Origin of the sequence: Tengunoibacter tsumagoiensis (genome assembly GCF_003967535.1) — a bacterium.
Lineage (GTDB): Bacteria > Chloroflexota > Ktedonobacteria > Ktedonobacterales > Ktedonobacteraceae > Tengunoibacter > Tengunoibacter tsumagoiensis.
Genome location: NZ_BIFR01000002.1, coordinates 1,147,855 through 1,172,821, shown reverse-complemented (window position 1 = coordinate 1,172,821; position 24,967 = coordinate 1,147,855). Strand labels below are relative to the sequence as shown.

Below are 24,967 nucleotides of genomic sequence, written 5' to 3'. Positions count from 1 at the left end.
ACATCCGAATAGAGCAGGTCTGGCCCACCGACGTAAGGCATTTGCCCTCTCATGTGAATAACATCGCTCGCATGCGTATAGGCAAATAGGCGAAGTGCTATAATCAAAAGCAAAGCTGGAACGAGAGAATTGTTCAGCACACAACATCCACAACCTTCATGGATAAGAGACAGATTATTGGTAGATGGCAAGCAGAGTTTGTAATATGTGACGTGCTCGATGAAGGCGAACCTTCAAGGCAGACTCTGCAATACCCAACCTGGCGGCGGCCTCTTTTGTACTCAGGTCTTCAATATGACGGAGAATAAATGCCTCGCGCAAGGTATCAGGCAATTGTTTTAACGCTTCACGAATCGCGCTACGAACCTCTGCATGCAATATGTTCTCTTCAGGATTATTCCCTTCATCGATCAACGTCATTGTGTAGTCAATGTTCTCGCCATCTTTTTCAGCGATCAAAGGAAGCGTTTCTAGAGTGTGGCGACGACGCTTCATCAGTGCAGCATTTGTCACAATGCGATAGAGCCAGGTATAAAGACTACTTTTGCCTTCAAAGCTGACAATATGACTACATGCCTGGATAAAACTTTCCTGAAGCACCTCTTCAGCTTCCGCATCATTATTGACAAGGCGGCGTGCCAGCAGATAAAACCTCTTCGCAAAACGCTTGAGCATACAGGTACAGGCCATTTTCTCGTTACGGCGCAACCCTTGCAAGAGCTCTTCCTCAGTTTCATACACGTTCATGTTGATATCCCATGGCATCTTTGGAGAGAATTCTTTCATTTGTGCTGTTTTATCCTCCTTATCGAACCTATTTATGCACCATATTGAGAAAAAATTACAGAATCAGGCTCACAGTATTTAATCACCAGTATCTTACCACTGGATGACTACGAAGGAAAGATATTCCTGGCGACCATCACCCCTCGCTCTCAAATTTGAGAGTACCAGTCTACTCACTCACAAAGCGAGCTTCTAGTGTAGCAATGTAACCATGGCGATCTCTATGGCATCAAAGACGATAGCATAGGGAGATCACAACCTGAAGCCATATGTAACCGATTGAACGAAGCCTGCATCCAAAGAAAGAGAACAGCCTGTACGTTCGATTGGTGTCATAGCACCATACAAGCAAACGGAGAGAATAGAGAAACCCTCTATTCTCTTATTCATAGAGAAAGTTAGAGAATAGATATGACCATGACTGGTACGAAATCTGGGCGCACAATTGAAGTGAACGATGTTGAAGAGCTCCTGTCCAGGAATAATGCTGCAAAGGTGATCGATGTACGCACGCCCGCAGAATATGAGGCAGAGCATATCCCTGGGAGCTATAATATACCACTTGATAAGCTTCCCGAACATAAAACAGAGGTAGCCCAGATTATCCAGGGACCCGTTATCCTTGTTTGCCGGAGTGGAGTACGCGCCGAACAGGCCGCAAAGATCTTTCAGACCACCAGTCTGGCACAATTTCATGTGCTACAAGGAGGCATCAATGCCTGGAAACAGGCGCAGAAGCCTGTTAACCGAGGAAAACAGATCTGGAGTATGGAGCGTCAAGTGCGGGGCTTTGCTGGCTCGATTGTCCTGCTGAGTGTACTGGGCTCCTTCTTTATCTGGAGACCACTGGCTCTTCTGGCAGGCTTTATCGGCGCAGGACTAACCTATTCGGCCCTGACAGATACCTGTGGCATGGCGCTACTCCTCAGCAAACTTCCTTATAATCGGGCCGTGAACTGTGATGTGCGCGATGTCGTCAAACAGTTGCGGATTGCGGAATAAAACGAAGGTTTTGGAAGAGAAAGGGAGAACAGATATGCTTTTACGTACCTTCTATGATGAGTCATTGGCTCAGACAAGTTATCTGCTTGGGTGCCAGGCTACAGGCGAGGCTCTGGTCATTGATCCACACCGTTCCATTGATCAGTACATCGCGTTGGCACGGTCAAAAGGTCTGCGCATTACAAAGGTGACAGAGACTCACATCCATGCTGATTTTGTCTCAGGCTCGCGCGAACTGGCCTCGAAGACTGGTGCACAGCTCTACCTGTCCGATATGGGGCCAGTTGAATGGAAATATAGCTATGCGGCAGAGGCTGGAGCTGTCTTGCTCCGAGATAAAGAGACGTTTCAAGTGGGCAATATTCTCGTTCAAGCTCTGCATACGCCCGGACATACGCCGGAACATCTCTCCTTTCTCATCACTGATAACGGTGCCCATGAGCCAATAGGCATTTTCACTGGCGATTTCATTTTTGTGGGAGATGTTGGCCGCCCTGATCTGTTAGAGCGTGCAGCCGGTATCCAGGGAACAATGGAGCAAGGAGCTCGTCAACTCTTCCGTTCGCTCCAGATGATGTACGACTTTCCTGAGTATCTGCAAATCTGGCCTGGTCATGGGGCAGGGAGCGCCTGTGGACGTGCCCTGAGTGCAATTCCTCAGACAACGCTGGGATATGAGCAGCGCTTTAACTGGGCCTTCTCTATCAACGATGAAGAAGCATTTGTACAGGCGGTCCTGGCAGGCCAACCCGAGCCACCGTTCTACTTTGCTGAGATGAAACGTATGAATAAAGTTGGCCCTCCCCTGCTGAATACGCAGCCATTCCCTCAATTACAGACGCTGGAACAGGTGCAGGTTCAACTCGCTGCTCAGGTGAAAGTTATCGATACGCGTGCTGCAAATGCGTATGCAGCCGGGCATATCCCTGGTACGATCAATATTCCCCTGAATGGTTCCTTTCTGACATGGGCTGGATGGCTCCTTTCTTACGATCGTCCGTTTGTACTGATCGCTGATCAACAGGAGGCCATCGAAGCACGAAGAATACTCAGCTTAATCGGCCTGGATACGATAACAGGCTATCTTCCAGTCTCGATAATCCAGCAATGGCAAGAAAAAGGACAAGCAGTTAAGAGGCTGCAAGCACTGGATGTGCACTCGTTGCATCGGCGCCTCGAGCAAGAGCATCTTCCAGTCATTGACGTCCGAGCTGCCAGCGAATATGCAGCAGGGCACGTACATGGTGCGATCAATATTCCCTTGGGAGAACTAGAGCAACGGCTCCACGAGGTTCCTGTTCAACAGGCGTTTGTGGTGCACTGTCAGGCTGGTAGTCGTTCGGCCATTGCAGCCAGCATCCTGGCTGCACATGGTTTCAGCCAGCATATTGATATGACAGGTGGTTTTGCAGCCTGGAAGATGGCTGGCCTGCCCGTAGAAAAAAAGCAACTGATCGAAACTCGTTAGGGGTCTTGTCTATCCACTGGCAGGCAAGAGGTGCTGTTCCGCTCCTGTGACCTCTGGTAACCTCCTGCTTGCTAGAGACAAGTAAAAACGAAGAAAAGGAAAAACATGGATCCACTCTCATTATTGATCATATTGCTGCCTGGTGCGCTGATTGGCATAACATTGGGAGCGTTAGGTGGTGGCGGTTCTATTCTTACCATCCCTATCCTTGTCTATAGACTTGGGATGAACACCCATACTGCCGTGACAGCATCGCTGGTAATTGTGGGCATAAATGCGCTATTTGGCATGGTCCTTCACTACCGCGCCGGCCATGTGAAGATCAAAAAAGCACTCCTCTTTAGTGTGTATGGTCTGATAGCTTCCTATTTTGGTGCCCGCATCTCATCATGCCTTTCCGGGCCAATACTGCTAGTCCTCTTTGGCTTATTAATGCTGGTCATTGCCCTCATTATGCTTCGTCCAAAGAAGCCAATACAGAAGTCCATATGGGAAGGGAAACGTCAATCCTGGTGGATGACGCTGCTCGGAGGGTTAGGGGTTGGCTTTCTCACCGGATTTCTTGGTGTTGGTGGTGGATTTTTACTTGTGCCAGCACTGGTCCTGTTTCTTGGTATGACGATGCAGGATGCAGTCGGTTCTTCTCTGCTAGTTATCGCCATCAACAGCGCCTCGGGCCTACTCGGACACCTGAACAGTGGACCCCTTCCCTGGCTGGAGATCATTCTTTTCGCAGCCGCGGGCCTGGCCGGATTATTGGTGGGGACACAGATGAACCAGAAACTCCCAGCGCAACGATTGAGCCAGATATTTGCCGTCTTTGTGCTAGCCCTGGCAAGCGTCGTGCTCAGTATCAACCTTCCACTCCTATTGCACTCTTTCTCATTCTAACCGAAAAAACTGATCCATTCGTATAAGAGCAAAATAATCGTGAATCTTTTTTAACAGAATGTTATCCTCAAATTAACATTCATGAGCTATAGTCAGAGTGCCTTCAGAAATATTTTTGAAGTTGGAAACCTGATAACCCTGAGGGCAAGAGGCTGGACTTCCATCTTCACTCATTATGTATGGTATACCGCGAACATTTTGCACTCTGAGCGAATAACATGAAGGATCAATACAGTATGAAAAAACATTGGCGATTCATTGCATCGATTGCAACTTTAGTCGTTGTTTTACTGAGTGCGACGGCTGGCGTCGCAGCAAAAGTTTCTGCCACTAATGACCAGACAACTTCTCATTTAGACAACACAACGACCCCTATTCAACATGTAGTAGTAATCTTCCAGGAAAACGTGTCATTTGATCATTATTTTGGCACCTATCCCTATGCCACCAATCCAGCTGGTGAGCCAGCCTTCGTTGCCAGAAAAAATACGCCCACAGTCAACGGACTGAGCCCGGCTTTGTTAACGGCCAATCCAAACACCAGCAATCCACAACGAATCGACCGCTCAACCCCCATCACATGTGATCAGGACCATGCCTATACAGATGAGCAGAAGGCCTATGATCACGGGCTCGTGGACCAGTTTGTACAGTCTGCTGCTGGCAGTCATTGTGCCGATAAATCAATTGTCATGAATTATTATGATGGCAATACCACGACCGCTCTCTGGAACTATGCTCAGCACTTTGCGATGAGCGATAACTCCTTTGGCACGACCTTTGGACCTTCGACGCCTGGCGCGTTGAACTTGATCTCAGGTCAGACGTATGGAGCTACCCCTGCTAATTTCGGGTATCCTGGCTATCCTGTCACCTCTAATGGCTCGATGTTAAATGATATTGACCCTGCCTATGATGACTGCTCTGCTAAGGGGACCACAGCCTCGATGGCTGGTATGAATGTCGGCGATCTGCTGAATGCAAAGAACCTGACCTGGGGCTGGTTTGAGGGTGGTTTTGCACCTTCTTCAGTTGCCAATGGGCAGACAGTTTGTGGCACAACCCATACCAATATCAGTGGTGCAACCGTCACTGATTATATCCCTCATCATGAGCCATTCCAGTATTACCAGTCAACCTCCAATCCTCATCATCTCCCACCAACTTCTGCACAGATGATTGGAAAAACCGATCAGGCGAACCACCAGTACGATCTACAGAACTTTTGGACAGCGGTGAACGAAGGACAACTGCCCGCAGTCAGCTTCCTCAAAGCTTCGGCCTACCAGGATGGTCACGCTGGCTACTCTGATCCACTCGATGAGCAGACGTTCCTGGTCAATACGATCAATAAACTGCAAAAATCTCGCGAATGGAAAAATACAGCGGTCATCATCTCTTATGATGATTCTGATGGCTGGTACGACCACGTCCTTGGTCCCATTGTGAGCCAGTCGAATGATCCTAACGATGCACTGACTGGGGCTGGAGCATGCGGTGCCGCGAAAGCTGGCGCCTATCAGGGCCGCTGTGGCTATGGTCCTCGCTTACCCTTAATGGTGATTTCGCCCTTTGCCAAAGAGAACTCCGTCGATCATACCGTCACCGACCAGAGCTCCATCTTACGCTTCATTGAAGATAACTGGAAGCTTGGACGCATTGGCAATCAGTCCTTTGATGCCCTTGCCGGAACCTTAAACAATCTGTTCGACTTCCATAACGACGATACCCGCTCACTCTACCTCGATCCAACCACCGGCGAGCCTATTCGTCGCTAAATACTGGACATAACAATAAACCCCTTACCAGCAGAACAGAGAAGCCAGGGAGGATCAGTTCTCCCTGGCTTCTCGCTATGCCAACTTGTTTGCATGTCAGCTTGATAGCCTTTTTTGGAGGTGAAGTCCCCCCAGTCTCCAGTTTATAGTAGCACCTTTTGGACATGACGCTATGCGGACGCCACGCCCTGAGATCAATACACGATGATGGCTGCTTGAGGTTATCATCTCCTTGTTCGGGCTTTTAGCTATTTGGACGGAAGCCAGTGAACTGGCCGCAAATGCGCTCGTGAAATAGTTATAATCTCTCTTCGGGCTTTCCTCTATTTGGACTGGATGATCCTCGGATATAACGTCATGTTTGGGATACAGTTATAATCCCCTACTCGGGCTTTCTCCTCTTTGGACCTATCTCTGCACTATTCCCAGGCATACGGATACTGGTTATAATCCCCTACTCGGGCTTTCTCCTCTTTGGACGCCGCATATCCTGGGCTGCGTGTGTATGCGAGCCTGTTATAATCCCCTACTCGGGCTTTCTCCTCTTTGGACAAACACTCTTGAACAGTTGAATTCTTTAATTCCAATGTTATAATCCCCTACTCGGGCTTTCTCCTCTTTGGACAAACACTCTTGAACAGTTGAATTCTTTAATTCCAATGTTATAATCCCCTACTCGGGCTTTCTCCTCTTTGGACAAAGTGAGTCAATAGATGGTGTTTGTAAAGTGCTAAGGTTATAATCCCCTACTCGGGCTTTCTCCTCTTTGGACCCCTGCCCTTCTAGTATAACATAGAAAGCGGGTTGAGGGGGCATTTTGCGGGAGGCTCTTTTTTGGAGCGCTGATTCGGGGTCAAAAAAAGGCTCTTTTGGGAGTGAAGTCTGCTCAAGCCGCCTCCAGAGCGACGCGGGAGGCTGAGCTCAGTACCAAGACCACGACTACCTCCCGCTAAAATGGTCCTACTCTTTCTCAGACAAGAAAGATATTCTCCTCTTTTGGTAAAGGTCCGCCTACGGTCTCAACTTTATCCAGGCAGTTTGAACAAAGAGGATAAAAACGAACACTATCATTTTCCTCATCTAGGTGCCTGGCAAGCTTCGCTCTCAGCAAAATCAACTCTTTCTTTGTGAGTTGACGTTTAGACAAATAGGCAGCTATCTCAATGCAACCCGACTCAAAGCTTGATACAGACTTGGTAATTGCGACAATTATGGTAAGCTGCGAGCACGATCTTCCGACAACAATGCATCACACAGATTGAAAAGGGCATCAGCGCTGCGCCCAAAGGTCTGATAGAACTACTGACGCAGCTCAGCAAATGTGCTACAGTTCATGGGTATTATTTTCCCTTTCTTTGTTTCAAGAGTGAAAGGACAATACACTATCAGGCAGCCTCTGGCAATAAAGGGTACCTTTTTTCCTGATGTATCTAAAATTCAATAAGAAAAAATTTGCATTTATTGAAGTGAAAAATTTGAAATTAGAGAAAGGATTTAAAGCAATGGAAGAGAGCGAAAAAAATTTTTTAAGAGAGGAACTTATTGGCTACTTTGAGAATATGGATACGTCATTTCATTTTGAAGATGTTTTTCTTCCTCAATTACAATTAGTCGTTTATAATAATTTTAATGTGCATAATACATCAATCAGTAGAGAGAAAAGGCCCGTTCTCCATCGAGCTATAGGTGAAACGGACATTTTACGCCCGAATTGGCTCGTTGCATCGCCGTTTTGGATATCGCACTTACACTGGCAACTTGGCTATGATATGGACTATGATAATCATTTTATTGATTGGAAGAGAGAGCTTTTTGAATGGCAAGCTATTCGAAGCTCCTGTCGTCGGACGGTCATTTTGTCTGAAGCTGGAGGAGGTAAAAGTTGGTTGTTGCGTGCGGATTCAGCAAAAACAGCTCGTGAACAATTTAACCGTCTAGAAGAAGGTGTTGCTCTAGATCATCTCGTTTTTCCTGCTATGCTTCAACTAGGAAAGCTGGCTGATGAACTCTTTGAGAACAAGAACGAGAACACATTGTATAAAGTGATAGCTTCCCTGCTCCAACGTACCCATCACTTTTCTACAAGCATGAAAAACTGGGTAGAGTACCATCTGGAGAAGGCACCAACCATCTTTCTTCTAGATGGGCTTGATACTGTCTCTCAAGAGCGGTTACCGATGCTTCAGCGTGCATTTCAGCAGCTTGATCGACTTACCCACAGCCATATTATTGTGACCTCTCGCTATGATGGGTATCCTGGTTTTCCTTTTACACGTCAATACTATCTGGCAAATTCAATGCATGTGTGGGAGCATGCACCTCTTGAAGAGATAGAACTTGTAGGTTTCACAACAGAGCAGATACACACCTATATCAAACGTTGGTTTTACGAGATCCCAGATCAATCAGATGCTCTCCTTCATCAAGTCAGCCAGAAAAGCTGGTTTTACCAGTTTGCCAAACTCCCACAACACATACTGTGGCTGTGCGAGGCATATTTTGAAAATCCTCTTCACGCTGTTTCACGGGAAGCGCTTTATCACTATGTGGTAGTGCGACAATTGGGGAGGCAAATCGCTATGCAACCGTTTTTACTCAATCTCTTTTTTTCTGTATTGGAACAGATTAGCTGGAATATGGCAACGCAAGAAGGGCAATGGCACTATAGTATTTCTTCCTCTGATCTATCTACATGGGTCTCTGGTCTGCTTTCAACTTTTCCCTCTGAATATCAAGGTAGCTCCGATGATATTGTACAGCTTGTTTTGAATAGCGGTCTTCTTGTCAAAGAGGAAGAAAATGACAGAGAGGAACGCTCGGGTTCTTCCTTCTACAGTTGGGTCGCTCTCGAAGTGCAGTGCTTCTTTGTTGCGCGATTTCTGCGTAAAACAGAGAGATCAACTCTTCTTGCACGCATCAATACCTATAGAACCAATACAAGTGCTTGGACTGAGGTCATTCTGCTGCTTGCTCTGTGGATTGAAGATGTTTTTCTCCTCGTAAATGGCCTTCAAGCGAAGGATGATGATACACCATTTGTCCTGTTTCTACGAGCACTCTGTATTCTAGAAACGGAGCATTTTGCTAATAGTATGCCTTCCATTCATTCTCTTCTGCAGCAACTGTTATATATAGTAGAGAATAATAGAGGAAGTGAAAAAAGATATGCATGGGCACTTTTACTGCAATTAACAAAAGCGCCGTTACAAGAAATGTGGATACAGAAAATCTTTGCGCCTGCAAGCCACGCTGCAGAACGTTCTGCAGCACTTTGGGTGCTTCCTTTTTTTAAAGACGATGTTTTGAAAAAGCCAGATCTTGTTGACTTCATCTTTGAGATGGCTTTACAAAAGCCAGAATCGAGAAAACAACAGAGAGATGAGCTTACTCTCAGAGTGGCTGCTCTACATACACTAGGGGCGCTTACGTGTATCAGTGCTATTCCAGCTTTATGTACTCTCATCTTTAATGAGAGTGAATCAGATCTCATCAAATGTGCTGCGATTTGGGCTCTTGGGCAACTAAGAGACAAGCAGGCTATTCCCTTTGTGGTGAAGATGGTCCACCGAAAAAGTGGTCAACGTCGCCATTCAGTAAAAGTAGCCGTACGAGCTGCTTCTGCCTGGGCTTTAGGTGAGCTTGGCAGAATGAGCACGTCTTCATCAGCGCAAAAGGCACTGATTGAAACACTCTGTGATGCAAAAGAAGATGAGTTTGTACGTGCGACGGCTATTGGAGCATTGATACAGGCAGGGCCTTCAGTTATGACCCATATGATGCCAATTATTGTTGATTCAACATATCCACGGCAGACTCGTTGCTATGCGTTAGAAATTGCAAAACAGGTGAGTGCTGCTTGGCTCTGGGAGACAGATCCAACTCAAATGAATTTCCAATTTGATGATCTTACACATCTACTAAGCAATAGAAGCGCACAAAGTGATATTATTTCTACTTTTATTGCATTGGTGAGAAATAAGAAAGAAGATATAAATATTCGATCAGGAGCTGCCGAAGTGCTCCAAAAATTGGAATTTCCTTTTATCTCGGATTTGCTACGACCTATTTTCTTAGAAGAATATAAAAGAGTTGAGAGATATAGCAGAAAACATTTGCTCAGAGATTTTATTCGCATCTTAATTGCCACTGGTGAGCCATCTATCTCCCTTCTTCTCAATGAAAAATATTTTGAAGGAGGTATTGCTCCGGGAATTGCAGATCTAGATGATATAAATGGTATAGAACGTGTCATAAGTATTGCATTAGATGAAAAAGCTAAAAAGCAAACAAGAGTTGAAGCTATTATCTCTATAAGTCGAATATTAGAAAAATCAAAGAAAATGACATTCCCTTCAGCTCTTTGGGATCAAGAAAGAAACCAAAAGCTCTATCAGCGCATATGTTCTGCTGTTCTCCCTGTTATTATGGATACTGATCACTCAACAGATGAGCGTTCTTTGTTTCTGCTTCCTTTAATAGAAAATGGAGAAAGTGATGTGATTGATCCATTGCTTCCCATTTTTATAGACCCAAATACTGCGCCTCAATTAAGATCTAACATTGCTGAATTGCTCTGGAGAGACAAAAACAAATCACGTGCAGTGTTATTACAAGCGCTGAATGACCCCAATAGAGAGATACGTATTAGCTCGTTAGCATCATTAGGAAAGTTAGCTGATAATTCAATAGTGCATGAATTATTTCAAGCATTAGAAGATAACGAAATTCGTGAATATGTGATACCCATACTTGGAAAAATAAAAAGCAACCTTAGTATTCAGAAGTTGAAAGAATTAGCTCAATTTTCTATTGAGTCAGAAAGACTTCGTGCTATTTATGCTCTCTCCACATTAAAAGACGAGGACGTGACAAGGCAATTGATTGCTTTGTTAGGAGATGGGGCATTAAGTGAAGAGTATAAAGGTGATAGATTATATATTATCTCACTTCTTGGCGTACGGGTGCATAAAAATGCATCAACTGCTTTGCTCAGATTCCTTCAAGGTGCTATTGCTAATGATCCCGTCCCTACTCGGCAACAGAGGGAGAAAGGTGGTGGTGCCGCTTTGGCACTTGGTAAGATGGGTAGTGAGGAGGCAATAGTAGACCTCCTAGATGCCCTATGGACCAACGCTGATACAGGTCATGTTGCAACAGGTAGCGCTCTTGGCTTGTGGGTGATGGGTTTTTCACTCATGTTCAATTCTATCCAGGATATCCTTTTCCAATTCGAAGATGCGAAGCATGAAGTAGAAGAATAAACTAATGAATAGATGTGCAAATCTCATGTTGGGAAAGGCTATAAGTATGCAATTTTCCTGATAGAACGATACTTGTTTTGCTTAAATGTGTCGAGCAAATTCATATTAATGGCGATATATTGTTTTATATAAGCTTTCAATGTGCAGGAAATAATTGAAGCAAAATATGATATATGGATGCATAGTTTTTTGCTACTGACGCATCCATACTAATCCAAACAGGCTGCGACGCTGGCTGATCCAGGGCAAAGGCACTGACACACAGCTGCTGCAAGGCAGCTATCTCAATGCGACCCTGACTCAAAGCTTGATACAGACTCGGCCATTTCCGACAAAAACTCGGCTATTGCAACAATGTTGGCAAGCTGCGAACACGATCTTCCGACAACAATGCATTACCCAGCACGCACCTGCCCCATCCCGACGGTCGTCTTGTATCCAATACCAGAAAACAAGGCCAGACGTGCAAGCGATGGAAGCCAGAGTGCAATGGGCGCGCCTGGATTGCCTTTCACTTCGTATGTCACTTTTCCCTGAAAACCCACATGTCCAAATTTATGTGCGGACAAATAGCGTGTCTCCAGGGTATAGTATGAGACGATCATCTGTTCATCGCACCAGTTTTCAATATCGCGTGACGTTAAGCCCTGGGTGGCCAGCCGTAGATGTGCTGGTGCAAAGATCTCCCACTGACGCGCCAGGTTCTCAAAGACGAGCGAGGGGAGTGGAAAGAGAAATAACTGTTTTCCCCAGGCCTTCTGTCCTTTGCTAAAAGCTGTTGGGGTGGCGAACTCAAATGTGTACTGTTTTTGTATTGACCGCAAGGCAGATAACTCTGCAAAGGATGAATAGGAGGCCCAGGATGAGCTATCCTGCTGAGGATCGGGCGCATTGATCACACGACTGATGGAGAACTGTGCCTCACCAATGCGGAATGTGAGCGTGTGAGCCTTGACGAAAAGTTGACTGACAAATGAACCAAAAATGGTTGCATCAAGCATAGTGATACGGAGCCAGTAGCTCTGCCCTGGAAGCACTGGCAGAGGCCGATTATTGGCCATTGCATCAGCCAGTCGCTCCGGTGGCAGATGGTGAAAGCCCTGCAATAAACTCAGGGTGTATGGTCGACGCTGATTAGGCTCATGAAGCCATTGCGATAATGCCGGATCACTCTGGTGAATCAGATCGAGAAAGGCCGCCTGAATCTGAGGTCCTGAACTGGGCGAGACCTGGCCAGGGGCAATCGGATGGAGTCGGATAAGAATGGAAAAAAGCTCTCCTCGTTGTTCAGAGGAGATATTCAGATCTTTAGACTCAGGATGTTGCATAGGGCTCCTCTAACAGATGAATAGTTCATCATCTGCCTTCTGTGTTTCGCCACGATCTTTCTTGATAGCCCAGCGTGGAATCTCTGCACACACCTGAAAGGCCATACTTCCCAGCAGGCTTTCTCCCATTTGGACTTCAGCACATCATTCTTGATGTAAGTGATCAGGCAACTGGCTATAATCCCCTACTCGGGCTTTCCTTTATTTGGACATGAAGACATCTTGTACCAGCAAAGACGAACGCTACAGTTACAATCTCTTACTCGGGCTTTCCTCTATTCCGACCCTGCCCTCCTAGTATAGCATAGAAAGCGGCTTGAGAGGACATTTTGCGGGAGGCTGAGCTCAGCACCGAGACCACAACCACCTCCCGCTAAACTGGTCCCCCGTCGCATACTCTCTCTTTCGCGCTTTGCCTTATTCGGACTGAGAAGAGAGTTCACCTATGAATTTGCAGCACACCAATTCTCAGCTCCTCTTCAAATATCCATAAGAGAGAATAAGGCCTTTTTATTGCTTCTAGTTATCCACTAGCACCTATCAAGCAAATAGCTAGCAACACGTAAAGAGAATACGTTAAACCCCATAGTTATAGTAATACAACCATGGGGGCATAGGCGAAAAAAATGTTGCTAATTGTATTTTTCAATCAAGGTTCTATTGGGACCGGCAAGTTTATATCCAGCCGAGAGGTAGGTAGAGCTATTTGGAACAGAAACAACTGAATTCAACTCACCAGCAACGTGAAGAGTGACAGTAGACCACGTTTTTCCATTCCAGTGCAAAAGAAATGGCTGACCTGAATGTGTACGTCCAACACACCAAACATCTTGTGATGAATGCGCGTCAACGGAAAGCAGAGAAAGATCATCAGTGGCAGTATACACAAGTGTCCATTTTTGTCCATGCCAGCGTAACACTTGATTGTTCCCTACCGCCCATACATCGTTCGTTGCAATAGCCTTGACCCTCATCAGGTCATTGTTACTTGTAGGAGTTGATTGTAGTTTCCATTGCACTCCATCCCAGTGCTCAGAAAAAGAAAAAGCAGGACCGTAGTCACCCGTCTCATATGATCCCACGATCCAAACATCACTACTATTATGACTGCTTATTCCTTCAAATGAGTAGAGTGCAGCATTGGGTGGAATAGCGGCGGAAACTATCATCCACTTTTGCCCATTCCAATGTTCCACCTGGTGCCCCCCGACAGCCCAGATATCCGTAGAGGAATACGCTGAAATGGTTGTAAATCGAGACACCGCTGAAGAGGGAGCTGCAAATTGATTCCATTTTTTCCCATTCCAGTGTGTAAGGGTTTCTTGATACACATGTTGAGAAACGACTTTTGTTCCTAACACCCAAACATCGGAAGGAGATATTTCTGTGACTGCACCTAATTCCGTATGATCAGGAACAACAAAATCAGAAACAAACGTCCATTTTGATCCATTCCAGTGAAGCACAATGGGGAGTGTGTCTGATGAATGAGGAACGCTACTTGTTCCTACTGCATATGCTTCTGAAGGAGAATAGGCAGAAATCGAATGAAGCTCGCTATCTCCACTATTATTCGGACTAGAAATTGCCTGCCATTGTGATATAGCAGCATGACTAGTAGTAGAACGCCATGCGAAAAGAGAAACAAGAAAAGCCATCCCGAGAAAGGATGCTGATAGTGCTGTTTTTTTCAAAATATACCTCTCTATGACACGCTAGTGTTCCAATGGGATAACGTTAGTGTAATAGAGAGGTATAAAGCCCACGAGCCCTATTTAAAGTACTTTTCTTCTATAAAATGACCATTTTTGCGAGAGTTACCACGAAACGGCATTTAAGGAACTTCCACCAGTTCCAATGGTGTCACGAACCCACCAACGAGTGGTCCGACAACCCATCCAAGCGATTGCAGTGATTGCGTCGCTCCACTCACACAACCTTGTTCGTGCCGTCCAACCATCCCAGAGATGAGACCTCGCAAAGCGTTTCTGTCTGTCAAACGTCGTTTCCTCTTGCTCTTCCTGGATACCAGCCGGAAGTAAAAAATAGTGGCAAATTATCTGGATTTGAGCTTGAAACAGGTGAGAAGTCAGAAGGATAAGCTTACCATTCACGAGGGTATATATTGAACCATATATGATCACATATGCTATACTAGCTCTATGACTTTGTGCTAAATATAAAGCAAGTATTTAAGCCATTTAAGCGCTCTTAGGTTTTTTTGACACCTTATCTATTTGAGCATAAAAAAACACCAGATCTCATCCTGGCCGTCCATACTGGTTACTTTGATGCGAACCTGATCATTGCTCATGTCCAGGCTCTTAGCATTAGTATGTATGATAGATGCTAGCAAATGCTCTCTGATTTTGTAATATACACTGAAAGCTTTTTACATAAGATATAATATAATATTAATAGGTTGCTTCTTGCATATTAATACCATATCATGTACCTTCTCTTTAGGAGTATATTCTAAAAAGATGATGAGGTGATATTGTGCAGAATCCTGATCAGGTTTATACAGTTGAAGAATATTGGAGAATGGTTGAAACTTTCCCTAATCACGCATACGAATATGTAGATGGGCATATTCGTTTGATGACTGGAGGTTCTCCTGCTCATTCGCAAATTATTGCCAATCTTTCTCATTTAGTGGTGGCCGCTCTGTGGAATAAGGAATGCCATGTCTATAATTCAGATGTCACAGTCCAGCTCTCCAAGAGCAGATATTATCATCCTGATCTTACCGTTTCTTGTGATCCTCATGATTGGACACAGACTAAGGCTTTAGCATCTCCAACGTTCATAGTAGAAGTTCATTCTGCCTTTCAAAACGTAGTAAAACGTGTTTACCACCATCCTAATTGCTACACTTGGGTCGGACAGGAAGCCTCCACGACTTCTACGCTGTTTTGATCCGCATGCAGTACACCGCACTCCACAGAAGGAGTGTGTGACCCTCGCCGGGTAATGAACCTCGCCAATATGTTGACAGCGCTATTTTCATCGCGATCCATGACGAGTCCACATTCGACGCAACAATACGTCCTTTTCCAGAGCGGCATGGCTTGTAAGTTGCCACACCCACTGCACATTTTTGACGTGTTGCGTTCATTCTCTAAAACCAGTTCTTTGCCGTACAGTTGGCATTTGTAAACAAGCATCTGTGTGAACGTATATAAGCCCCAATCGTTGTAGACCGATCGATTAAGATACTTTTTGCGCTCTTGATGCTGTTTCGCTACCATCTGCCTCTGACTCAAATCACCGATCACGACGGTTCTTTCAACCAGTTTGTGCGCGATGAGATGAGAAGCCTTGTGCAGGCTATCCCGTTGCTTGTTGCGCTTCTTCTGGGAAACGCGTTGGTAAACCTTGCTCAGATAGATGTATCTGCGTGACTTCTTTTTGCACTTGTCACGCTTTGAGCGGATCTTGTCCAGTTGTTTGTTATAGTATTGACTCCCCTTAAAGCCACCAATGTGATAGATCCTGCCTTGCTCATTGGCACCCGTTGCCAAGGTCTTGATCCCAAGGTCGAAGGCCACGACTCGATTGTTGTTGTTCGTTTCCTCCTCTCGTTCAGCAACAAAAGAAGCATAGTAGCGGCCAGCAGCATCACGACTAATAGCAACCTCTTTAAAGTGCGTAGGTGGATCTTCCGTTAAATGAGCTTTGATGTTCGGGTACTGCTTGTTTTTGCCTCTCCCTCCTGTCGGTAAAATGAATGTGTCCCCTTCGATTTTGAGGTACATGGCTGGATAGCAGAGCGTAAAAAAGTTATGGCGCGGGCGTACCCGTGGGAACCCTGGTTTCTCACCCTGCTTCACGCGTCGAAAAAATGCTTGCATGGCTGCATCTAATCGGAAGTAGACCTCATGGAGCAATTTGCCATAGACTTGGCACAATTCAGGATCATGCTGCTTGCTCTCTTGCAAACTGGCTTTGGCTATTTTCCATCCAGGCCACTTTTCTCCATCTTTGAGGCGTCCAATCCACCAGTTATATAGCGCCCTGCATTTGCCCTGCATGAACTCAAGGGCAGCAGCATCTTGTTCGGAGACGTCAACCCTGATCTTTGTGCAGAGCAGCATCTTTGATCACTTTCTTGTAAGAACGAAGCCCATGAAGCCGGGCAGAAAAAACAGTAACGATAGCAATCAAATCCCAAACCAGTTCGTGCTCAGGAGAGAGGCTTTCCCCATGTATCACAATCAGATCAGTATGGTGTCGCTGGCAGAAGGCTTCAAAGTACTCATAGCCAAAGCGCACTAAACGATCCCGATGCGCAATGAGAATGCGTCTGACTTTCCCTAACTCGACGAGCTCCATGAGACGATTGAACTGTTTTCTTTTATAGTTGAGCCCACTACCAATATCAGACATCCACTCATCGACTACAAGTGAATGCTGTGCACAGTAGGTTTCCAGTGCCTCAACTTGATTGGCGAGATCAGGTTTTTGCGCAATCCCTGAGACACGGGAATAGACAATGGTTAAGCCTTGCTCCGGTGCTATCAACCCCCGATATGCCAAATATTGGTCATGAGTATAGTAGCGCCGGTTCGTCGTAGGAGAACGATGGGCCTTTAGCTTGCCTTCCCGATCCCATTTTTGCAAAGTATTGGTCGTCCGACCGATAAGTTTGCCGAATTGCTTAGGTGAATATGTGTTATCCATACATACATTTTACCACATTTCAATATATTTTTCAATATAGTTCACCTCTCCTTCGACTGAGACGACAGATCGTAATGAGAAGCTTCAAGCTTATCAATTGTACCCAGCTATTCAAGAGATTCTGTTTGTTGAATCTCGAAAATGTTATATTGAGCATTACTATCGTACAGCCCAGTATAATTGGAATTATTCTATTTATGCTGAGAGGAGTCCTGTTATCTCTTTGAGGAGTATTGAAACTGTTCTTTCGGTAGCAGATATTTATCATAAAGTATACCTTATTCTTGAAGAAGAAGTTTAGTAGGCATAAAAAACGAAGAGGTAAAGTAGTATACATGCTTCCTCTTCTTTTTTTGCTGTTTTGATTATTGATAACGAAATGTTGAACGAATCAACACCATTGGGCGATAAGCCTCTTATAAAGTGCTTTTCGAGTAAAGCACGAAGTAGATATTTTTACATGAAAATATACTTTAAGCATGATGCAGATTTAGGATTAATGGTTGGAACAGCTTATTTTGAGTTTGAAGATGAATGGCCAACTCGTCAGGTGGAAGTGTATGGAGAGAAGTGGTTGTGCTCAAATAAGGAGTATCACCCTGGCGTAGGTCCGGGACTGGCAGACCAACCATTATCATTTTTTGAGTTTAAAAAAGAGCACGAAATTAATAAAACTGAGTTTGAATTAATATGGGCGGAAGCTATAAAAAGATCTTAGCATTGCTGGTACATTTTTACAAACTATATATTCATGGTTCACTTAAATCGATAGGACCCTACTGAGATATTATTGACGTTTAGACTAAATGAATCTGCAAGAACGTCTTGAGAGGCTCCCTTGAAAGCCAACAAAAGCGTAAATCTGGGATGGCTCATAACAATTGATTTTGTGAGCACCACAGGTGCGGAAGGTCAGGGACTGAGAAGGTGGATGCGATGCAAATCAAACACTCTCAAAAAAAACGTCTGACAACGTAGCATAACTGCCTGTACTCTTGCCTGCGTTGTCTTCCCCCATACGTATATATGAATTGGTTGGCCTGAGAAGTCTCTCCTGGCTGGTGCTACCAGCCGCTTTTTTCTTTATACTTTGAAGACTATTTCACTATCTTCTTTTTTATAACAAAGGAAATATGCTATGTACCAACTCTCGTGGAAAACCTATCTGTCATGGAGCTATCTTGTCCGTATGATTGTAGTCATCTCTGGTCTTTTCCTCTATGCACTCGGCATCGTTCTGACCTATCGCTCTGGCATCGGGCTGGATCCCTGGGATGTCTTTCATCAAGGCATCAGCAAGCACACACCACTTACCTTTGGGACAGCCAATATTGCTGTTGGAGCCATCCTGATTGGCCTGAGCCTCTTCCTCAAAGTCTACCCGGGCGTCGGTACGCTGCTCAATATGCTCTTGATTGGCAGCTTTGTCGATCTGATCATTCGCCTGAACCTGATCTCTGACCCGGGCAACATCCCCTTCTTGCTGCGCCTGCTTATTGATGTGCTGGGAGTAGCTGTCATCGGCCTGGGCACGGCACTCTATATCTCTCCCCGTCTGGGAGCCGGTCCTCGTGATGGCTTGATGGTTCGGCTCCAAGAAATCACAAAGATCCGTGTCTCGCTGGTACGTGCCGCCATTGAGATCACAGTCCTTGTGCTCGGCTACTTACTGGGCGGGACCGTCGGCATTGGCACCCTGCTCTTTGCCCTGGGCATCGGTCCCGCCGTTGAAGCAAGCTTTTATCTGATTAAACGTTTGCAGAAATATCTGCGTTTATAACAGGCTATGGCAGCTCAACATGAGCCGGGATCTCCTGCAATGCCCAGCTGTTTCCATCGGGATCGCTCAAATACACATACTTTATCCCGCCCATATCAATGATCTCGCTCAGTTCGACATCACGGCTCGCCAGCTCTGCGCGAGCCGTCACGATATCCTTGACCACTAGATGCAGCCCTTTAATTGATCCTGGCGGGACCTCTGAAATCTCGCCCATCCCAGTCCCAATTACAATTGAGCAGGCTGAGCCTGGCGGGGTAAGCTGAACCACACGCATCCCATTGCCCGGCTGTACATCATGATCGGCATGAAAGCCCATCTTTTCCACATAAAACACTTTGGCTCGCTCAACATCCGCCACCGGAAGCGGGACCAACTCAAGCTTCATCTCCATTTTTTATTCTCCTACATGACTGCTACGATTTGTAAAATCCTCTTTCAGTACCCATCTATAGAACGTATAGATATCACGTAACTCCTTGACTGAAGAGACATGGGTAAAACGAGGATAGGCTGTTCGCTCAATGGCAGTCATGAACGCATGCCTCCTCCCCCACCGAGATTTCTCAGCAAGAGCAACATCTCTAGAGAGAGCTGGGTCAATACACTCATCCTAAAGGAGTCAGGGGAGCAAAGACAACGATTTTGTAGTATCGCATACGATAAAAAGGGAGCCGCCAGAGACCAGGGCTGTTCAATCCAGATTCCAGAGTTTAAAATCACGAAAAGCGCAATTGGGCTCTTCTTGAGTTTGACTATTGCTATAGTTGCCGGCAACCAAAGAGATTGTTCCTGCTGCATCGGAGAGAGTATCACTGACACTTCCTGAAAGCTGTCCATTGATAAACCAGGAAATGGCACTGCCCTGCGCCACAAGACCGATGGTGTTCTCACTTCCTTGATGAAAAGAAGGGCAGGACTGTCTAGAGATAGCTGTAGAAGGGTGTTTTCCAAACTGGTCGAACCAGAGAGTACAACCGTTACGTGAGTCAATACCCAGGATATACGCTGTGTTAGGAGATCTCTTGTACCGAAACATCACTCCTCCATAGTTTCCACTGAGAAGCGTCATTTTCACTTCCAGCGTAAAGTTTTTAAAGGCGTCTCCAGCAGTTGGCTTAAACTCACAAGGAATGCGATAGGCGTACAAAGCCCTATTTTTAAATACGCACACGCTGGGTTCTCCATCTGGAGGCATCCATGCGGAATCTCCCTCAGAATCGCCGGTCAGAGGAGACAAATACACCGATCTACCCTGTCCTGGCACATAAGGATTAGGGTTGGCGGCAAGAGAGTTCGCGGTTGCGGTTGCGGCGGTTACCGCCTGCTGGGTCTGGGCAGTCACGATAAATGCCTGGCTGGTCGCCTGTTGTTGAGCCTGAACAGTAGCAAACAACTGATACTGGCTGGTCGAGGTAGCATTCGTTCGAGCCTCAGTGGTCTGAGCGGCTTGCGTTTGATTAGTGGCAAGCCGTGTCGCGTCGGCCTGACCCTGACGTTTAGCCTCATTTTGCACCTGAAGGAACAACAGGATGCCCGAAACCATCACCACAACACAGGCCAGCACAAGCAATACAGCCTTCCGTCGCTTGCGTTTGATGGCGCCCCATCCTGGCATTTGAGCATTTTTAGAGATTTCTTTTCCCATAATTTAATCTCCCGCACTCCTGGTGGTATTCACTTATGATATTCCTTTATAACTTTGTGAACTCAAACGTTAATCCAGGGTCCAGATTTTGAAATCGTGGTAGGCCACCTCAGTCGAACCCGTCGTATGAGTGTTATAGTTGCTAGCTTCGAGATAGATCTGGCCCTGAGGATTACCACTGCTATCGCTGGCGGTTCCCGCAGCCTGACCGTTGACAAATCAGGCGATAGTAAGAGCCTTTGGAAAAAACTGTATCATTAAATGTATACTATCTAATTGATGATGGCCAACTTTGGCCAGCTATGTGCCAGATATGGAAGGAATAAGACTCTTCTTGTCTTTGAAAGGTTTGAATGGAAAAAATAGCGCGTTCCTGGACAATTCTTTTGTTAGGTGGTCATTCTGGGGCTGGAAAAACATCTGCCGCCAGGCAATTAAGCAAAATTTTTGACGTCCCCTGGATTGAGGCAGATGATATTCGGCTTGCACTGCAAAAGATCGTTTCACCGTTACACTCTCCAGCCCTCCACTTTTTTCTGGCAAACGCTGATGTGTGGAGCAGATCACCCGAAGAATTATGTGCTCATTTACAGGAAGTAGGTTCAGTCGTTTCTCTGGCACTTGAAGGGATTATTAATCATCATTTACTCACACAGACGCCTCTTATTATTGAGGGAGATGGGATTCTTCCTTATCTCGCCACTCAACCAGTATTTGGTGGGCTCGAAGCTGTTTTCCCCGCTGCCCAGGCAGGATCATCTATACGCACAATCTTTCTACAGGAACCACAGGAAAAGATTATTGCTCAAGATATCAACCAGCGTTGGCGTGGTCTATCACCACATCTTGCCACGACCTGGAGCCGCCTTCATTGGCTCTATGGACAATGGCTCTCCACAGAGGCACAACACCATGGCATCCCTGTGGTAGAGGCTCATCCATGGGAGACACTCATACAGCGTCTCCTTCCTTATCTGACTGAATGAACAAAACAAAGCTTTTTTTCCATAACCTCCTCACGAGCATACAGGAGAAAAAGCTATACTATCTACAGCTTGAGCACACCTTCAGAGAATCTTGAACGTTTCTTTCATATCTCTCATGGTCTTTCTGTATAACAAAGAAGAACGAGAAACGTTTCTATGCCCAATCCAGATAGCAAGAAGGGCAGGTACATGGTGGTGTAGACTGATTGAAAGGAGGTCCTCCTACACAACTTCTGAAGCACCCTGGCGGAGTACGATCTATCAACGGCCATTACGAATGGCTTGTAGCGACCTGCTCAGCTTGCTCCTGCCAGTAGTCTCGCGCATGCGCAATGAACCCGATGGGCTCTCGAAGGCGCTTTTGGGGATCAGATTCGCCATGAAAAGGCGGCCCGGTTGATCCACTACAAAATAGATATTGCGTTTATCTTCCTCAATAGCCTTGTATGCCTGCCAGGATGATGTGCCATTGCCCATCTCATTCCGGTATTGTACGCCTTGTTCATTAATCGTGAGGACGTTCACGCCCTTTTTCCCCAGCACCTCATTAGATCGGGATGCGGCAAGCCACATCATAAGGAATAAGAGACCAAAGATGAGGAGAAGAACGAGCAGAACCAAAAACATGGTAAAGACGACTAGAAGGATTGAGAGGCTATAATTGCCCGAAAAAATTTCGTTCAGAAAGATGAATAAACAGACGAAAACAACGCTGATGAGGATAAGCCGGAGGCGAATTGTCCGTCGCTGCCGACGCGAAAATGCGTAGAGCTGGAGGTGCCAGAAATCATCACGAGTCAGGGTATATTGTACTTCATCCATGAAAAATATCCTCACTTCTCATTGCCTGGTGTTAGTTTTCATTGCATCATAGATTCTCGAATAAGATCTTAGCATGATAGATCCCAATGCGCCCAACTATAGCATAGATTGCGCGAAAATACTACAGAACAGGGCTTCACAGGTATTTTCCAAACATTTTACGCTCATAGCCACTCTCTGTTTAAAGATTGGTCCCAAAGTTCAAAGATTTAGCCCAAGAATTTTCAAAAATCGATCCCAAATACCACCTGTTTTGGGAGAGCGGCTATGTGCTTCATTTTTATTTTCTTCGAGATCCTTCAACAAAAGCCCTTGTATTCCTGTAGAACAATCTATCAGTAGCAAGCGACCTGAAGCACCAGGAGTGACCACACTTCAAGTCATTTACCTGCAATAAAAGAGAGCAAGGATTTTTTTATTGCGTCCAGTTATAATTTCTCTTTCGGGCTTTCTCACATTCGGACTTTACAACCCCGATTATTCCCCGTTATAATCCCCTACTCGGGCTTTCTCCTATTCGGACTATGATGCATTGCGTTGCCGTTTTTATCAATTGAGCTGTTATAATCCCTCTTTCGGGCTTTCTCCCATTTGGACAGTGTGGAAATGGAAGAGAGGCGCAAGCATACGGTAGTTATAATCCCTCTTTCTTGGACGATGATCGAAAAAAAGAGACGAGTGAAGTGGCACCTTCATTATAATCCCTCTTTCGGGCTTTCTCCCATTCGGACCTTAAAAAATTACTTCGCGACTATGAGGACTATTTTCGTTATAATCCCTCTTTCGGGCTTTCTCCCATTCGGACCGTATACAAACCGACAGAAACCCGTAAGTGATTTTTGAAGTTATAATCCCTCTTTCGGGCTTTCTCCCATTCGGACACATAGGGTAATCGGCACCCATCGAACACTACCTACAGTTATAATCCCTCTTTCGGGCTTTCTCCCATTCGGACTCCGTAATATCAAAAAGGAGGAACGCATTACCTGGTTATAATCCCTCTTTCGGGCTTTCTCCCATTCGGACCAAAGAGACTGAAGCATTGAATAGCTATTATAGAGACGGTTATAATCCCCTACTCGGGCTTTCTCCCATTCGGACCAGGCGGGTGTGAAACAGTGGTACGACTTCGCAGCAAGGTTATAATCCCTCTTTCGGGCTTTCTCCCATTTGGACTCCTGGTGTCGGGCATGTAGGCATCGTGACTGCCATGTTATAATCCCTCTTTCGGGCTTTCTCCCATTTGGACAAAATTAAGGAAGCTCTAGGAGGAAAGGAGATAGCAGTTATAATCCCTCTTTCGGGCTTTCTCCCATTTGGACCCCTGCCCTTCTAGTATAGCATATACAGCGGCCTGATAGGGCATTTTGCGGGAGGCTCTTTTTTAGGGCTCTGATTTGGGGTCAAAAAGCTCCTTTTTTTGGGGTGAAGCCCCCTCAAGCCGCCTCCAGAGCGACGCGGGAGGCTGAGCTCAGCACCGAGACCACGACCACCTCCCGCTAAATTGATGCCATCTCAAATGATTGTAAAGAGATGCAGGAAACAAACAAAGATAGAGCTCTATTTCCCCAAGCTGACAGCAGGGCAAAATGTGCAGCATAGGCAGGCCACGATTCAGCAGAAAAAGGGATGGTGATGGATACATGGGAACTTGTGTGAAGAGTCAGCATCTGCTATGAGGATCTACCTTCACGATGAGAAGAGAGAGCGTACGACGAGACCCACACCTACATAAGGTCTTTGAATGCCGATCTGAGCATGCCATCCACATGATGCTTACAAGCGGGCCATTCTTCAAGAAGGATGCTATAGTAGATGGTATCACGAACATAGCCATTCGGCAGAACCCAGTTGTGGCGTAATACCCCTTCGCGCACTGCTCCCAGCCGCTCAACTGCCCGTTGCGAACGAACATTGCGCCCATCTGTCCGAAATTGAACACGAAGCATTGCAAGGGTTTCAAAACAATGGCGCAGCAACAAATACTTACATTCAGTATTGAGGTGGGTCCCCCAGGTATGAGGAGAAAGCCAGGTTTTCCCGATCTCCCCATGCCGATGCTCCTGGGAAATCGAGTGGAGTTGAGTGCATCCAACAATCTGCTGATCTGCCAGATCAATAATGGCAAATGGAAGCGCTTCGCCTCGTCGTTGATCTTGCAGAAAGGTGTGAACGAGATGAGACATCTCTTCAAGCGTCGTTGCCTTCAGAGCCGAATACGTCCAGAGTTCTTCATCATGTCCCGTTGCATAGAGAGCTGGTATATGGGCCTCTTCCAAAGGGACAAGCCGGGCTCGCATGCCTTTTAACTCGACAGGTTCAATCTTCATAGGGTTTGCTCCTCATCTGCTTGCTCACCATCCTATGCAAGTCTGGACTAAAAAGCAAATGCCTGATGCATCTCTTCACCATTTTGAAGGTTATAATCTCTTACTCGGGCTTTCCCCCATTCCGACAACTGCATCCACTTTGATACCAGTCAATAATCGCCGGTTATAATCCCCTACTCGGGCTTTCCTCTATTCCGACGCCTT

General features: G+C 45.9%; 21 protein-coding genes and 2 CRISPR repeat arrays. Of the genes, 9 read left to right on the top strand and 12 right to left on the bottom strand.

The features are described from left to right. Nucleotides 1–174: 174 nt before the first annotated feature. On the bottom strand, nucleotides 175–747 hold the full coding sequence (locus EL628_RS25105) for an RNA polymerase sigma factor (RefSeq protein ID WP_218028993.1): 573 nt from the start codon (nucleotides 745–747) through the stop codon (nucleotides 175–177). A 456-nt stretch (nucleotides 748–1,203) separates the two neighbouring features. Between EL628_RS25105 and EL628_RS25100 the strand changes: the two genes are divergently transcribed. The 4 genes from EL628_RS25100 (at nucleotide 1,204) to EL628_RS25085 (ending at nucleotide 5,925) form a co-directional block, all read left to right on the top strand. After that, a complete protein-coding gene (locus tag EL628_RS25100) occupies nucleotides 1,204–1,788 on the top strand; it encodes a rhodanese-like domain-containing protein (protein WP_126582738.1) in 585 nt (194 codons plus the stop codon). A gap of 34 nt (nucleotides 1,789–1,822) precedes the next feature. Next, nucleotides 1,823–3,256 (top strand): MBL fold metallo-hydrolase, encoded by a 1,434-nt coding sequence (locus EL628_RS25095; RefSeq protein WP_126582737.1) that lies wholly within the window; start codon nucleotides 1,823–1,825, stop codon nucleotides 3,254–3,256. A 105-nt stretch (nucleotides 3,257–3,361) separates the two neighbouring features. Then, nucleotides 3,362–4,147, top strand: a complete 786-nt coding sequence (locus tag EL628_RS25090) for a sulfite exporter TauE/SafE family protein (RefSeq protein ID WP_126582736.1) — start codon at nucleotides 3,362–3,364, stop codon at nucleotides 4,145–4,147. Nucleotides 4,148–4,383: 236 nt separating this feature from the next. Next, nucleotides 4,384–5,925 carry a phospholipase C gene (locus EL628_RS25085; RefSeq protein ID WP_126582735.1) on the top strand — a complete coding sequence of 514 codons (1,542 nt, stop codon included), beginning with the start codon at nucleotides 4,384–4,386 and terminating at the stop codon, nucleotides 5,923–5,925. Nucleotides 5,926–6,296: 371 nt separating this feature from the next. Next, nucleotides 6,297–6,697: a CRISPR direct-repeat array (repeat unit 37 nt; unit sequence GTTATAATCCCCTACTCGGGCTTTCTCCTCTTTGGAC). Between the two features lie 198 nt (nucleotides 6,698–6,895). Here EL628_RS25085 and EL628_RS30650 read toward each other — a convergent pair. Beyond that, nucleotides 6,896–7,072, bottom strand: coding sequence for a CRISPR-associated endonuclease Cas2 (locus EL628_RS30650; protein WP_281276569.1), 177 nt, complete (start codon nucleotides 7,070–7,072; stop codon nucleotides 6,896–6,898). Between the two features lie 277 nt (nucleotides 7,073–7,349). Here EL628_RS30650 and EL628_RS25075 point away from each other — a divergent pair, with 277 nt between their 5' ends. Beyond that, entirely contained in the window at nucleotides 7,350–11,186 is a 3,837-nt protein-coding gene (locus EL628_RS25075; protein ID WP_126582734.1) for a HEAT repeat domain-containing protein, read from the top strand. A gap of 395 nt (nucleotides 11,187–11,581) precedes the next feature. Here EL628_RS25075 and cas6 read toward each other — a convergent pair whose 3' ends face one another. The 3 genes from cas6 to EL628_RS29660 form a co-directional block, all read right to left on the bottom strand. Beyond that, entirely contained in the window at nucleotides 11,582–12,514 is a 933-nt protein-coding gene (cas6, locus tag EL628_RS25070; protein WP_126582733.1) for a CRISPR-associated endoribonuclease Cas6, read from the bottom strand. 632 nt (nucleotides 12,515–13,146) lie between these two features. Further along, a complete protein-coding gene (locus EL628_RS25065; protein ID WP_126582732.1) occupies nucleotides 13,147–14,208 on the bottom strand; it encodes a beta propeller repeat protein in 1,062 nt (353 codons plus the stop codon). Nucleotides 14,209–14,348: 140 nt separating this feature from the next. Then, nucleotides 14,349–14,513: an MFS transporter gene (locus EL628_RS29660; RefSeq protein WP_136626723.1), complete on the bottom strand. Its 165-nt coding sequence runs from the start codon at nucleotides 14,511–14,513 to the stop codon at nucleotides 14,349–14,351. A 500-nt stretch (nucleotides 14,514–15,013) separates the two neighbouring features. Between EL628_RS29660 and EL628_RS25060 the strand changes: the two genes are divergently transcribed. Next, nucleotides 15,014–15,433 carry a Uma2 family endonuclease gene (locus EL628_RS25060; protein ID WP_126582731.1) on the top strand — a complete coding sequence of 140 codons (420 nt, stop codon included), beginning with the start codon at nucleotides 15,014–15,016 and terminating at the stop codon, nucleotides 15,431–15,433. Here the strand turns inward: EL628_RS25060 and EL628_RS25055 are convergent. After that, nucleotides 15,385–16,611 carry an RNA-guided endonuclease InsQ/TnpB family protein gene (locus tag EL628_RS25055; RefSeq protein ID WP_126582730.1) on the bottom strand — a complete coding sequence of 409 codons (1,227 nt, stop codon included), beginning with the start codon at nucleotides 16,609–16,611 and terminating at the stop codon, nucleotides 15,385–15,387. The genes EL628_RS25060 and EL628_RS25055 overlap by 49 nt on opposite strands. Further along, nucleotides 16,583–17,197: an IS607 family transposase gene (locus EL628_RS25050; protein ID WP_126582729.1), complete on the bottom strand. Its 615-nt coding sequence runs from the start codon at nucleotides 17,195–17,197 to the stop codon at nucleotides 16,583–16,585. The genes EL628_RS25055 and EL628_RS25050 overlap by 29 nt, the downstream gene beginning before the upstream one ends. Nucleotides 17,198–17,657: 460 nt before the next feature. On the opposite strand from EL628_RS25050, the gene EL628_RS25040 reads away from it, so the two are divergent. Both EL628_RS25040 and EL628_RS25035 read left to right on the top strand, forming a co-directional pair. After that, nucleotides 17,658–17,915, top strand: a complete 258-nt coding sequence (locus tag EL628_RS25040) for a hypothetical protein (RefSeq protein ID WP_126582728.1) — start codon at nucleotides 17,658–17,660, stop codon at nucleotides 17,913–17,915. Nucleotides 17,916–18,335: 420 nt separating this feature from the next. Then, nucleotides 18,336–18,977, top strand: coding sequence for a YczE/YyaS/YitT family protein (locus EL628_RS25035; RefSeq protein WP_126582727.1), 642 nt, complete (start codon nucleotides 18,336–18,338; stop codon nucleotides 18,975–18,977). 4 nt (nucleotides 18,978–18,981) lie between these two features. On the opposite strand, the gene EL628_RS25030 is transcribed toward EL628_RS25035, so the two are convergent. The 3 genes from EL628_RS25030 to EL628_RS25025 all read right to left on the bottom strand — a co-directional run bounded on the left by EL628_RS25030 (nucleotide 18,982) and on the right by EL628_RS25025 (nucleotide 20,625). Beyond that, nucleotides 18,982–19,371 carry a VOC family protein gene (locus EL628_RS25030; RefSeq protein ID WP_126582726.1) on the bottom strand — a complete coding sequence of 130 codons (390 nt, stop codon included), beginning with the start codon at nucleotides 19,369–19,371 and terminating at the stop codon, nucleotides 18,982–18,984. Nucleotides 19,372–19,374: 3 nt separating this feature from the next. Further along, a complete protein-coding gene (locus EL628_RS29980) occupies nucleotides 19,375–19,512 on the bottom strand; it encodes a hypothetical protein (protein WP_161975754.1) in 138 nt (45 codons plus the stop codon). 159 nt (nucleotides 19,513–19,671) lie between these two features. Then, nucleotides 19,672–20,625, bottom strand: a complete 954-nt coding sequence (locus tag EL628_RS25025; RefSeq protein WP_126582725.1) for a hypothetical protein — start codon at nucleotides 20,623–20,625, stop codon at nucleotides 19,672–19,674. A gap of 353 nt (nucleotides 20,626–20,978) precedes the next feature. Here EL628_RS25025 and EL628_RS25020 point away from each other — a divergent pair, with 353 nt between their 5' ends. Further along, nucleotides 20,979–21,611, top strand: coding sequence for a hypothetical protein (locus EL628_RS25020; RefSeq protein WP_126582724.1), 633 nt, complete (start codon nucleotides 20,979–20,981; stop codon nucleotides 21,609–21,611). Between the two features lie 261 nt (nucleotides 21,612–21,872). Here the strand turns inward: EL628_RS25020 and EL628_RS25015 are convergent, their stop codons facing one another. Both EL628_RS25015 and EL628_RS25010 read right to left on the bottom strand, forming a co-directional pair. Beyond that, the gene (locus tag EL628_RS25015) at nucleotides 21,873–22,433 is read right to left on the bottom strand and encodes a YcxB family protein (protein WP_126582723.1); all 561 of its coding nucleotides are present in this window, start codon (nucleotides 22,431–22,433) and stop codon (nucleotides 21,873–21,875) included. A 693-nt stretch (nucleotides 22,434–23,126) separates the two neighbouring features. Continuing rightward, a CRISPR array of direct repeats spans nucleotides 23,127–23,755; the repeat unit is 37 nt; unit sequence GTTATAATCCCTCTTTCGGGCTTTCTCCCATTTGGAC. 405 nt (nucleotides 23,756–24,160) lie between these two features. Beyond that, nucleotides 24,161–24,763, bottom strand: coding sequence for a GNAT family N-acetyltransferase (locus tag EL628_RS25010; protein WP_126582722.1), 603 nt, complete (start codon nucleotides 24,761–24,763; stop codon nucleotides 24,161–24,163). Between the last annotated feature and the right edge of the window lie 204 nt (nucleotides 24,764–24,967).